At 74.3% G+C, this 12,838-nt stretch carries 4 protein-coding genes; all 4 read right to left on the bottom strand.

Features of this window, described 5'->3' with window-relative positions:
- Positions 1–23 precede the first annotated feature (23 nt).
- Genes AB0I94_RS34195 through AB0I94_RS34180 form a run of 4 tightly spaced genes read right to left on the bottom strand, consistent with a single transcriptional unit; the run spans position 24 to position 12,833 of the window.
- Positions 24–2,810 (bottom strand): PEP/pyruvate-binding domain-containing protein, encoded by a 2,787-nt coding sequence (locus AB0I94_RS34195; RefSeq protein ID WP_363313631.1) that lies wholly within the window; start codon positions 2,808–2,810, stop codon positions 24–26.
- On the bottom strand, positions 2,807–3,952 hold the full coding sequence (locus AB0I94_RS34190; protein WP_363313630.1) for a class I SAM-dependent methyltransferase: 1,146 nt from the start codon (positions 3,950–3,952) through the stop codon (positions 2,807–2,809). Before AB0I94_RS34190 ends, AB0I94_RS34195 begins: the two co-directional genes overlap by 4 nt.
- A complete protein-coding gene (locus tag AB0I94_RS34185; protein WP_363313629.1) occupies positions 3,940–4,779 on the bottom strand; it encodes a thioesterase domain-containing protein in 840 nt (279 codons plus the stop codon). Before AB0I94_RS34185 ends, AB0I94_RS34190 begins: the two co-directional genes overlap by 13 nt.
- Positions 4,780–4,826: 47 nt before the next feature.
- Complete coding sequence (locus tag AB0I94_RS34180; RefSeq protein ID WP_363313628.1) at positions 4,827–12,833, bottom strand: aminotransferase class I/II-fold pyridoxal phosphate-dependent enzyme; 8,007 nt, start codon at positions 12,831–12,833, stop codon at positions 4,827–4,829.
- Between the last annotated feature and the right edge of the window lie 5 nt (positions 12,834–12,838).

The raw sequence follows: 12,838 nt of genomic DNA, 5'->3' as shown, positions 1-12,838 counted from the left end.
TGCCGGCCCGGCGAGCGGGGCGCTCAGCCCTCCACGACCTCGACGACACCGGTGTCGCCGTCGACCGTGACCATGTCGCCGGTGTTGATCACTTGCGTGGCGTACTTGGTGTTGACCACCGAGGGCACGTTGAACTCCCGGGACACGATCGAGCTGTGCGAGAGCATCGAGCCGATGTCCGTGACGACCCCGCCGGCGATGGCGAACAGCGGTGTCCAGGAGGCGTCCGTGTGCCGGGTGACCAGGATCTCGCCGGCCTGGAACTCGTCGGCCTGCCACACCAGGTCCTCGACGATGCGGGCCCGGCCCACGATCCGCCCGGGGCTCGATCCGAGTCCCGCGAGGCGCGCCCCGTCCTTCACGGGCCGCACCGCGCGCGTGCTGTCGTGTTCGCCGACGAAGGTGAGCGGCGGCTCCGGCAGCCGGTTGCGGTACTCGTGCACCCGGCGCCGCTCCTCGGTCCGCGCCCGCGGGAACACGGCACGCGCGGGCAGCTCACCGGCCAGATAGCCGCGTACGTCGGCGAAGTCGAGGTAGGCCACCTCGTCCAGGGAGTGCAGCAGCCCCTCATCGACAAGCCGCCGCCCCACCTCGTACACGACGTTCCTGACCAGCCAGATCGACGTGATCATCGACATCCGGGTGGTCTCGCGCAGCTCGCTGCACAGGGCGTACATCGAGATGAGGCCTTCGATGGTGGCCCGCTGCGGCAGCGGCAGCTCCTTCAGGACCTCCCGGGCGTCGCCCTCCTGCCGGGCGCGGCTGCGTCCCATGATGTCGTCGGCGGTGAAGCCGTCGGCGGCGTAGCGGCGGATCATCTGGAAGATGTACGAGGGGTCGTCGATCCAGCGCTGGTGGGTGAGTTCCATCTCCTGGCGGCCGCGGGTGCCGTTGGCGCGCAGGAACGGCTCCATCTGTGCCTGCCAGAACGCCTCGCCGTCCGGGTCGGCGCGCAGCCGGTCCACGACCTCCTCCAGGGGCGCCGCCTCGATGATCTCCATGACCCGGGGCCTGGCCTTCGCGGCCTGGGCGACGGCCCAGATCTCCTGCGCCGAGGCGACCGTGCGCAGGCTCGACATGTCGGTCTTGATGCGGTTCTGCAGGTTGTCGCCCGCGGAGCCGAGCCAGCGGGCGCACAGCTCGGTGAGGATGCCGTAGAAGCCGAACGCGTTGATGTAGTACGGCATGTAGCCGACGTGCGCGTCGTGGAAGTAGTCCAGGTAGCGGCTGAGTTCGGCGTGAAGTTCGCGGCGGCCCATCCGGGTCAGGTCCAGGCGCCGGGCCCGGTCGAACTCGTAGAGGCGGGCGTCGACCATGGTGCGGGCGCGGCCCTTCATCACCAGCATCTCGTTCGCCGTGGTCCGCAGCCAGTGCGTGGCCGAGAGCAGGTCCTGCATGCCGCCGCAGAAGGTGCCGAACGGGTTCTCGTACGTCGCCAGGTCCACCTCCTCGCTGACGAACCGGCGGGTGAAGTGCCGCTGGTCGCGGGTGGGCAGGGCCTGGCCGAGGAGGTAGGAGGTGTAGGAGATGTTGAGGTACACGTGGCCCTGGAGGAAGCCCATGTGCAGGCCCACGTCACCGGTGTCGCGCACGCCGAGCGCCGCCGCGCAGTCGCCGTGCACATGGTCCTGGTAGTGGCGGGCGAAGCTCAGGCCGAGCGGGGTCATCAGGCCGACGAAGATCTCCCCGATGTCCATGCGCGACCAGAGGGTGCCGTGCCGCACGGCGTCCGGCTGCCCTTCGAGGCGTTCAGGGAGGTAGGGGCTGCGGGCGTCGCCGGAGGTCTCGGGCCGGGGCCGGGTGGTGATAGGGCGGGACTGGAGCAGATACAGCGCCCCGTCGCGCATGGCCCACTCGATGTCCTGCTCCGTGCCGTACCGGTGCCGGACGTCGAGGGCGAGCCGGGCGAGGGCGGCGAGCTGGTCGCGCGTCAGGCAGGGTGTGTCCCGGTCGGCGGCGTCGACCTTCGTCACGCCGATGCGTCCCGGCGCGAGCGGCGCGCACTTGGTGACCTTGTAGCGCACGCGTTCCTCGACGACGTCGAGCGTGCGGTCGTCCACGACGAAGAAGTCGCTGGAGACCCTGCCGGACACCAGGCCCTCGCCGAGACCGCAGCAGGCCTCCACCACCAGGCGGTGCGGCCTGCCGCCGATCGGGTCGACGGTGAAGAGCACCCCGCTGACGTCGGCGGGCACCATCTCCTGCACGACGACGGCGATGGCCCCCGCGGGCTCCCCGGCACGGTAGGCGGCGGCGCGGTCCGACCACAGCGACGCCCAGCAGACCTTGACCGCGTCGAGCAGCGCCGCGTCCCCGGACACATCGAGGACCGTGTCGTGCTGACCGGCGAAGGACCGCTCGGCGGAGTCCTCGCGCGGCGCGGAGGAGCGCACCGCGACCCGCGGGCGGCCGAGTGCCTCGTACGCCGCCAGGACCGTGCGGGCAAGGGGCTCCGGGATGTCCCGGGCCAGGATCACCTCGCGGACGGCGGCCGGTGGCGCGGAGCGGGCCCCGGCGGCGCGGAGTTCGGCGGTGAGGCCGCTCTCGCGCAGGAACAGCTCGAAGAGCCCGGTGGTGAGACAGAACGCGGGCGGCACCGGAAGCCCCGCCCGGATCAGCTCGTCGAGCCGGGCGCCCTTGCCGCCGAGCTCGTCGGGGCTCGCCGTGTGCGGGTCCCCCAGCACGGCCACGAGGTCCCCGTGCGCAGCCGCGCCCGCCGCGACAGGGGCCTCCTGGGCCCCGGCCCCGGTCGCACCCCCGGCCCCGGTCGTCGCGTCGGCCCCGGTCTCGGTCGTGGCTTTCGTCGTCATGAACCGGTCCTCTCGACGGTGGTGGTGGCGGCGGAGCGGGCCGGGGGTGCCCCGGCCGGGCCCGTCACGGAGTTCCTGCCGGTGAACGCGCGGAAGGCCTGTCCTGGCAGCACCCGCGTGGCCCGTACGTCGTCGAAACCGGCCTCGCGGAGCTGGCCGAGCAGTTCGTCCTCGCGCGGCAGGGGCCCGCCGAACGGCGCGTACTCGAACCACAGGTTGAGCACTTCCAGGCCGAGGGTGCCGCTGCCCCGGCAGGAGGAGGTGAGCAGCAGCGTGCCGCCGGGGGCGAGCAGGGAGCGGGCGCGCGCGAGGATCTCGGCGCGCTCGTCCTGCGGGAAGTAGTAGATGTTGTTGTGCATTGTCACGATGTCGAACTGCGGTTGCAGGTCGAGTGTGCGCAGGTCGCCGTGACGGGTCTCGACGCGGTCCGCGAGCCCCCATTGGGCCATGTTCTTGGCCGCCTGCCCGGCGACATCCGCCTGCAGGTCGACGGCGAGCGCGGTCAGGCGCGGATTGAGTTCCGCCGCGTACCGCACGTAGGCGCCGCTGCCGCAGCCGACCTCCAGGAGCCGCACCGGTGCGGTGCGCGGTAGCGCCTTCCTCACGGCCGCCTCGACGAAGCCGCGCACCACCAGGGACGACCGCGCGACGACCAGGCCGTCCTGGTCACAGAGACCGAACCGGCCGCCCCCCTGGAGCATCCGCGGGGCGTCCCGCAGCGCCGGCACATGGAAGCGGAGCAGTTCTTCGAGGGTCGCCGCGACGGCGTCGTTGCCGACCCGCGCGAGCGCCTTGGCGGTACGGCTCTTCAGCCGGTAGCAGCCCTCGCGCCGGTCGAGTTCGCCGAGGCGCACCCCGATGTCCAGCCAGGCGCGAAGGCGTTGCCGCTCCTCGGGGCCCGTGTCCAGGTGTTCGGCGATGCTCTCCAGGTCGCAGGGGCGTGTCGCCATGCAGCGCAGCACACCGGAGCCCGCGGCCGCGGAGAGGAACGAGGCCCGGTACAGCGGGGTGAACAGGGTGCGATTGAGCACGAGAAGCAGCGGAAGGCGTGGGTCCGCGACGGTCCTGGCCATCGTGGCCACGCCCGTGAACGGCTCCTGCGCCCGGCCCTTGACGGTCCTGGCCAGGCTCAGTAGGTCCATGAGGGTTCCCTCTCCTCGGCGGTACGGGTGAGTTCGGCGCGCAGCTCACGAAGGAGCGGAAGCCGTGCGGGTCCGTTCAGGTAGAAGTGGCCGCCCCGCACCCTGTGGTGCAGCAGGGAGGCGGCGGTGTACGCCCGCCACGCCTCCACCTGGGCGGGCAGGGCGATCGGGTCGTGGCTCGCGGAGAACGCCGTCATCGGGCAGCCGAGCGGGCGGCGCGGTCGCCAGCGGTAGCGCGCGCACAACGCGAGGTCGGCACGTAGCACCGGCAGTCTGCGCTCCAGGTAGGCGTTGCCCACCCGGTCGTCGGGGCGCAGCGCGCCGAGGTCGCGCACGAGTTGCCGCAGGACGTCGTCGCCGAGCTCCTGGCCGTCCGGGCCGCCGTACAGGTGCGGCGCCTTGCTGCCGGACACGAACAGGTGCCGGGGCCCGGGAAGGCCCCGGTCCCGCAGCGCACAGGCGACCTCGTAGGCGAGCAGGGCGCCCATGCTGTGCCCGAAGAAGACGTGCCAGGACCCGGGGGCGGTGTGCCCGGCCGCGACCAGGGCCTCGGTCGCGTCCCGTGCCAGTTCCGCCATCTCCGTGTACGGGGCCTCGTCGCTCCGCAGGCCACGGCCGGGCAGCAGGACGGGTACGACGGTGACGCCGGGCCCGATCCTGTCCGCCCAGTCGCGGAAGACGGACGGGGTGCCGCCCGCGTAGCCGAAGCAGATCAGCCGGGGCCCCGCGGTATCGGCGGCGCCGGTCGCGGGCGCGAAGCCGGGGCCTGTGAACCAGGCGTGGGCCGGCGCACGGCGGCGGGCCTGCGGCCGTTCGGTGCGGGGCATCGGGTTCCTCTCGGGCTCGGGGCGGGCGGGGTCGCGGCTGGGGGATGTCAGCGCGGGACGCGGGCGCGGCCTTCGGGCGTGTCGAGCCAGGCGAGCGTCAGCCGCACGCCCTCCTCAAAGCCGCCCTCGCTCTTGAAGCCGAAGTCGTCGCGGGCACGGTCGATCGCGTACGACTGGTCGCGGTCGAAGAGGTGCACCGCGTGCCGGGTGAGCACCGGCCGAGCCTTGAGCCGCAGCGCCCCGTAAATTCCCTCCGACAGCGCCGCCACGCCGCGCGCCACCGGCGTGGGCAGGCTCAGGAAGGGCGGCTTCACCCCGAGCCCGCGGGCGAGGGCCTCGACGTACTCGCGCCAGGTGGTGCGGTCGGCGTCGCGCAGGTTGTAGGTGCCGCCCGCGGCGCTCGTGGACGCACAGGCGGCGATCATGGCGTCGGCCGCGTCGGCCACGTACAGCAGCCCCGCGGGGACGTCGCCGCCGCGGATGTAGACCATCTGCCTGCTCAGGAGCAGCGTGGCGATCTCGACGACGAAGTCCTTGCTGCGCGGCCCGTACACGCTCACCGGGCGCACCACGGTCAGCGGCAGGTCCGCGCGCGCCGCCGCCTCGCGCACGGCCTGCTCGCCGAGGAGCTTGCTGCGGTTGTAGGGCAGCCCGATGTCGCGCGGCGGGGTGTCCTCGCCGCAGGGGCGAACCGGGTAGCCGTACACGTCGGTGGTGCTGACGTGCACGAAGCGCTCGACGCAGCCCGCGTGGACCGCGGCTTCGACGAGGTTGCGGCTGCCGTCGACATTGACGCGCCGGAAGTCCGCCCAGGGGCCCCAGTCCGCGGACAGACCCGTGCAGTTGTACACGTGCCGGACCCCGGCGGCGGCCCGGCGCAGGCTGTCCGTATCGCCCAGGTCCCCGACGGCCACCTCGACGTCGGCGCCCGCGAAGGCGGAGCGGTCGCTGCCCGCCCGGACGAGGGCCCGCACGCGGTGGCCGCGTTCGGCGAGGCGCCGGGTGAGGTGTCCGCCGATGAACCCGGCCGCGCCCGCCACCAGGACGTCGGGCGCGGCGAACCGAGCGGTGGGGGCCGGTGCCACGGCGGGTGAGGGGGCGGGGGGCGTGGTTGCGGGTGGCGTCTGCGCTGCCGTCCCGGGTGGCGTCTGCGGAGCCGCCTCGGGTACCGATTGGGGAGCCGCCTCGGGTGCCCATTGGGGAACCGTCTCCGGAGCCGTCCCGGGGCGCTGCCCGGTGCGTGCGGTTCCGTTCGTCCTGCGTTGCGTCATTGCGTGCCCCAACAGGTCCAGTGCGCGGTCGAGTTCGTCCTCGGTGTGGTCGGCGTTGATGAAGAAGCGCAGGCGGCACTCGTCGCGCGGCACGGCCGGATATCCGATCGGCATCACGTTCACGCCGAGGCGGAGCAGCGCGTTGGAGAGCGCCATGGTCTCCTCCCAGCCGCCGATGACGACCGGGACCACCGCCGATGCCCGCGACACGCCGATGTCGAGGCCACGGGCGCGCGCCGAGTCGCGAAAGTGCTCGGCGAGGTGCCGCAGCCGGGCGACACGCTCCGGTTCGTCCCGCAGGACCCGCAGCGCCTCCAGGGCGGCGGCGGTGTTGGCGGGCGACGTGCCGGTGCTGAAGATGTGCAGCGGCGCGGTGAACTTCAGGTACTCGACGATCGTTCGCCGCGCCGCGACATAGCCGCCGAGGCTGCCGACGGCCTTGCTGAGCGTGCCCATCCACAGGTCGACGTCGGCGCGGTCGACGCCGAAGTACTCGCCGATGCCGCGCCCGGTGCGCCCGAGCACGCCGAGGGAGTGGGCCTCGTCGACCATCAGGAGCGCGCCGTGCCGGTTCTTGACGTCGATGAACTTCGGCAGGTCGGGGAGGTCCCCGTCCTGGCTGTAGGCGCCCTCGACGAGGACGAGGGCCCGACGCGCGCGGGCCCGGGACCCGGTGAGCGCGCGGTCGAGCGCCCGCCAGTCGTTGTGCGGGAAGGGCAGCCGCCGCGCGCCCGAGAGGACGCTGCCGCGCACGGCGCTGTCGTGGATCCACTCGTCGTGCAGGATCAGGTCGTCGGGGCCGAAGAGGTGCCCGATGGTGGCGACGTTCGTGGCGTGCCCGCCCGCGAAGACGATGGCGGCCTCGGTGCCGAGGAACGAGGCGATCTCGGCGTCCAGTTCGTGGTGCAGCGGGGTCTCGCCGAACAGCAGCGGCGTCGCCGAGCAGGACGTGCCGTACCGGTCGACGGCTTCGCGGGCTGCCCGCCGGACACGCGGATGGTGGGACAGGGCAAGGTAGTTGAAGGCGGAGAAGTTGAGGACGGTACGCCCGCCGACGGCGGCCCTGCCGCCGTTGTAGCCCTCGTGGGTGCGCCCGTAGGGGTTGTCCCCGTCGGCGGTGGCCTGTCGGAGCCGTCCCTGCAGCTCGGCGTACTCCGGCCACTCCTCGAAGACGCGCTCCTGCCGGACGGGCGGGCCGGTGGTGTCCGGCGCCGCGGGGGCGGCGGGCGCGGGAGCGGCGGGCGCGGGCACCGGCAGGGCACCGGTACGCACGGGCGCGGCGCCCGTGAGGAGCGCGGCGAGCTGCGCCACCGTCGGGTCCTCGGGCAGCCGCTCGCGGTTCCCGTTCAAGTGCCCCGGGAACAGCCGTTGCAGGGCTCGCTCCAGCTCCGTACGCATCAGCGAGTCGAAGCCGAGGTCGGCGCCGAGGCGCGCCTCGGGCGGGATGTGCTCGACGGGGTGCCCGCAGACGCGGGACACCTGCGCGAACACTTCCTGTGGGGCGTCCGGGGCGTCCGGGGCGTCCGGGGCGGGGCCTGCTTCCCGCGGTACGGGACCTGCTTCCCGTGGTACGAGGGCGAGCCCGGGCGCCTCTTCCGGCGGAGGCGGCGTGAACCAGTACCGCTCCCGCTCGAACACCGCGTGCGGCACCGGAACGACAGGGCCGCGCCGCCCTTCGTCGAGGGCCGCCCAGTCCACCGTGGCGCCCGCGCAGTGCAGCCGCCCCAGGGACTGGAGCAGCGTCTCCCAGTCACCCGCGGCGCCCGGCACCGCACCGGCCCGGCCACGCCGCAGCGACGGCAGCCACAGCAGCGGGTCCGCGTCCGGGCCGGACTCCGCCGTGCCGGAAGCCGTCATCGACCGGCCGAGCCCGAGCAGTGTCGGATGCGGGCCCACTTCCACGAAGGCGGTGCAGCCGAGCCGCCGCACCGTGCCGAAGCCGTCGGCGAACCGCACGGTGCCGAGGAGATGGTCCACCAGGGCGTCGCCGTCGATGCGGCCGACGGTCTCACCGGTGGCGTCCGACACCCACGGGACGACGGGCTCGGCGAAGCGCACGGTACGGGCGGCCTCGCGCAGCGGCTCCGCGGCCCCCGCCATGAGCGCCGAGTGGAAGGCGCCCGACACGGCGAGGGGCTTGACGACGACGGAGCGTTCCGCGAGCGCCGTTCGGGCCCGCTCGATCTCCGCGCGGCCACCGGACAGCACCAGATGCGTGGGCGAGTTGACGGCGGCCACGGACAGCGGTCCGTACCGTTCCGCGACGTCACGCACCACCGACGCGTCACCCAGGCAGGCGATCATCGCGCCGTCGCCCGGCTGTTCGTCCATGAGCCTGCCGCGGACCGCCGCGAGCAGCAGCGCGTCGTCGAACGTCATCGCCCCGGCCACGCACGCGGCGGCGTAGGCGCCCACGCTGTGCCCGAGCACGGCGGCCGGCCGCACGCCCAGGGACATCCACAGCTCGGCGAGCGCGACCTCCAGGGCCACGAGCGCGGGCTGGCAGTAGCGGGTGGCGCGCAGCCGCCGGGTGCCGTCGTCGGCGAACAGCAGCTCGGTCAGGGGCACGCCGAGGTGCGGCCGCAGCACGTCGTCCGCCCGGTCGATGCTGCGGGCGAAGGGCGGGTGCGTGTCGTACAGGCCCTTGCCCATGCCCGGGTACTGCGTGCCCTGGCCGCCGAACAGGAACGCCGTGCGCGGCCCGGGTCCGTGCCCGGCCGTGCCGCGCACCACGGCCGTCGACGCCGCACCGGCCGCCAGCGCCTCCAGGCCCGCGTCGAGCGCCTCGGCCGACCCGCCGACGATCACCGCGCGGTGCCCGAGCCGGGCCCTGCCGGTCGCCGCGGACCGGCACAGGCCAGCCACCGGCGCCTCCGGGCTGGCGGCCAGGTGGGTGCGCCAGCGCCGGGCCAGGGCGGTCAGCGCGGTCGGCGTGTGGCCCGACAGGCACAGGGCGTGCACCGGCCGCGCGGTCGCAAGCGCGGTCCTGGCCTCGGGCGGTGACTCCAGGACGACGTGCGCGTTGGCGCCGCCGAACCCGAAGGAGCTGACGGCCGCCCGCACCGGCCCGCGCCGCGGCAGCGGCGTACGGCGTGTCGGTACGTCGAGGCCCGCGCCGTCCCAGTCCAGTCGCCGGTTGGGTGTGCTCAGGTGGAGCGTCGGCGGCACCTCGCGCTCCCGTACGACGAGCGCCGCCTTGATGAGGCCCGCGACGCCCGCGGCCGCCTCCAGGTGCCCGATGTTGGTCTTCACCGAGCCGACCAGGCACCGGGCGCCGTCCGGCCGCCCCATGCCGTACGCCTCCGTGATGCCCTCCCACTCGACCGGATCGCCGAGCGGTGTGCCCGTGCCGTGTGCCTCGACGTAGTCGACTTCCTTGCCGCTCAGCCCGGCGCGCGCCAGGGCCTCTTCGACGACGGCGCGCTGGGCGGAGCCCCGGGGCGCGGTGAGGCCGTTGCTGCGGCCGCCGTGGCCGGTGGCCGAGCCTCTGATCACGGCGTGCACGCGGTCGCCGTCGGCGAGGGCGGCCGCAAGCGGCTTCAGACAGACGAGGCCCGCGCCCTCGCCGCGCACATAGCCGCCCGCGGCGTCGTCGAACGTACGGCAGCGCCCGTCGGCCGACAGCATCCCGCCGTCGGCGAACGCCACCGAGAGGCCGGGCGTCAGCATCAGGTTCACACCGCCCGCGAGCGCCAGGGAGCACTCGCCCCTGCGCAGGCTGTCGCACGCCAGGTGGACGGCCGTCAGGGACGACGAGCACGCCGTGTCCAGGGCGAGGCTCGGGCCGCGCAGGTCGAGCGCGTAGGACAGCCGGCCGGCGGCGACGGCGTGCGCGTTGCCGGTGGCGCCGTGCACGTCGACGGTGTCCAGGCGGCCCATCACCAGCTCGGCGTAGTCGTGGCTGCTGATGCCGACGAACACGCCGGTGTCGCTGCCCGCGAGCGACGTCGGGTCGCTGCCCGCGTCCTCCAGGGTCTGCCAGGCGGTCTCCAGGAGCAGCCGCTGCTGCGGGTCCATCCGGACGGCCTCGCGCGCCGACAGGCCGAAGAACCGGGCGTCGAACTCCTCGACGCCGTCGAGGAACCCGCCGAAGTCGGGCGCGGCGACCTGTCCGGCGTCCCAGCGGTCCCGCGGCACCTCGGTGATCGCGTCGCGGCCGTCGCGCAGCAGCTGCCAGTAGCTGTCCGGGTCCGGCGCCCCGGGGAAGCGGCAGCCGATGCCGACGACGGCGATCGGCTCGTGCCCGCCGCCGTCGGGCAGGGGCTGTCGGAGCTGTTCGGGATGCTCCCCGGTCGGTGTGCTCGGTGTGGTCGGTGTGGTCCGAGTGCACGAAGAGGCCGTGGCGGACCGCGCGGGCACGGTGGTGTGCGGCGCCGGGGCGGACTCCGCGCCGGTGGTGGCGAGGTGGGCGGCGATCGCCCGGATCGTCGGGTGGTCGAAGACCACGGTCGCGGGGATCTCGTGGCCGGTGCGGGCGCTCAGCTCCGCGAGGACCGCCACGGCCTGCTTGGAGTCCAGGCCGAGAGACGCGAGCGGCAGGGCCGGGTCCACCGCCGCCGCGGTCAGCCCGAGGCGTTCGGCGACACGGGCGGTCAGCCAGTCCTGAACGGCTTCGGGACCCCAGACGGCGCCCGCGGGGCCCCGGGTGGTGAGCAGCCCCGTCAGCGTGTCGACGCGCGGCCGTACGAGCAGCTCCCCGACCGGGATCGCGACGCCGTGCCGCTGCTCCAACTCGCCCACCAGGGACAACAGATCCTGGTAGCCGAGGCCGAGCTCGGCGAAGGTGTGCGTGGTCGCGTCCGGGACGCCGCCGTCGATGTCGGCATAGGTGCGCAGGACCTCCTCGACCGCCGCGCCCACCGGCTGCCGCGGCGACGGGACGGCCACCGGGGCGGGTGGTGGTGGTGTGTCGCGGGCGACGCTGGCCGCCACCACCTTCAGGCCGAGGTCGAGGAAGTCCTGCCGGCAGGCCTGCCGCTGGATCTTGCCGCTGGTGGTCCTGTGCACCGTGGACCGCTTCAGCAGGACGACTGCGTGCGGTGCGACCTCGTGCTCGTCCGCGATCGCGGACCGCAGCCGCGCGAGCAGGCCCGGCGCGTCGTCGGCCCGCCGGCTGTCGATCTCGTACGCGACCACGAGGCGCTCGGCGCCGTCCACCTCGACGGCGAAGGCCGCACCGCAGCCCTTGCGGACGGCGGGCTCCGCGCGCTCCACGGTGCGTTCGATGTCGTGGGGGTAGTGGTTGCGGCCCTGGACGATGACGACGTCCTTGGTGCGGCCGACGACGTGGAGCTGTCCGTCGCGCAGGAAGCCCAGGTCACCCGTGCGCAGATACGGAGTGCCGCTCCTGCTGCCCGCACTGTCGTCCTCCCCGTCCAGGAGGGCGCGGAACGTCGCCTCGGTGGCCTCGGGGCGGCGCCAGTAGCCGCGGGCCACGCTGCCGCCCGCGATCCACACTTCGCCGATCGTGCCCTCGCCCGCGATCCGGCGCCGCGTCCGCGGGTCCACGACCGCCACGTCGAGGCCCGGCACCGCGGGACCGCAGCCCACGATCCGGGTGACACGGCTCCCCGTGGCCGGGGTCGCGTGTCCCGCGCCGAGCGCCGCGGTGTCGAACTCCCCGACGACGGGGGCCTCGTGGGCGCGTACGCCGGTCACCATCAGGGTGGCTTCGGCGAGGCCGTAGCAGGGCAGCAGCGCGGCGCGCCGGAACCCGCACGGCGCGAACCGCTCGGTGAACCGGTCCAGGGTGTCCGCGCGCACCGGCTCCGCCCCGTTCAGGGCGAGGCGCCAGTGGCTCAGGTCGAGCCGGTCACGCTCCTCGTCGGTGATCCGCCCGACGCACGCCTCGAAGCCGAAGTCAGGGGCGACGCTGGTCGAAGCGCGTGTCTCGGACAGGGCCCGGAGCCACAGCAGGGGGCGGCGCACGAAGGACATCGGGGACATCAGATGCGCGGGGAACCCGCCGTACAGGGGCGACAGGATGCCGCCGATCAGCCCCATGTCGTGGTACGGGGGAAGCCACGACACCATCTCGGACGCGGTGTCGTGCGCCAGCCTCCGGTGGATGGCGGAGAGGTTGTGCAGCAGATTGCCGTGGCCGACCATGACGCCCTTGGGCGCGGACGTCGAGCCGGAGGTGTACTGGAGGAACGCCAGCGAGTCGCCGGTCAGTTCGGGTTCGCGCCAGTCGTCCGCGTGCACGGCTCCCCGCCCGTCAGGCCCGCCGCCCCCGGCACCCGGCGCGCAAGCACCGTCGGGCCCGCCCGTCACCAGCCAGCGCAGCCCGCCGAGCCCGAGCGCGGCCAGCTCGTTCCTGCGGTCGCCCGCGAACCGGGACAGGTCGCCGGTGGTGAGCGCGTGCGTGGCCCGCGAGTCCCGCGCGATCGCGGCGAGCCGCGGCATGGTCTGCCCGAAGCGGCGGGTGTCCGGCGGGTACGCGGGCACGGCGAAGGACCCCGCGTACAGACACCCGAGGAAGGCGGCGATGTAGTCGAGCCCGGGCGGGTGCAGGAGCAGCACCGGCTCGCCCGCCGCGCCCTCGCGCTGCAGCAGGGCGGCCACGCGGCGGGCCTGGAGGTCGAGTTCGGCGAAGGTCCAGGAGTGCTCGGCGCCGGGGCCGTCCGCTGGGTCGGGGCCGCCCGCTGGGCCGGGGGCCTCGGTGCCGCTCAGGAAGCGGTAGGCGAGGGTGTCCGGCCGGTGCTCGGCGTGCCGGCGAAGCACGGCGACGAGGGTCCGCGGCGCGTCGCCACGGCGGTGGTTCTCGCTCGGGCCTTGGGTCATGTACG

This window comes from Streptomyces sp. NPDC050147 (assembly GCF_040660195.1).
Classification (GTDB): Bacteria; Actinomycetota; Actinomycetes; order Streptomycetales; family Streptomycetaceae; genus Streptomyces.
Note: the sequence above shows the minus strand (reverse complement) of the source record. Positions and strands in the feature narration are given on the sequence as shown.

Bases quoted from the DNA above. Each gene is read 5' to 3' on its own strand.
- AB0I94_RS34185 (WP_363313629.1), bottom strand. From the start codon at position 4,779: ATGCCCCGCACCGAACGGCCGCAGGCCCGCCGCCGTGCGCCGGCCCAC.
- AB0I94_RS34195 (WP_363313631.1), bottom strand. From the start codon at position 2,810: ATGACGACGAAAGCCACGACCGAGACCGGGGCCGACGCGACGACCGGG.
- AB0I94_RS34180 (WP_363313628.1), bottom strand. From the start codon at position 12,833: ATGACCCAAGGCCCGAGCGAGAACCACCGCCGTGGCGACGCGCCGCGG.
- AB0I94_RS34190 (WP_363313630.1), bottom strand. From the start codon at position 3,952: ATGGACCTACTGAGCCTGGCCAGGACCGTCAAGGGCCGGGCGCAGGAG.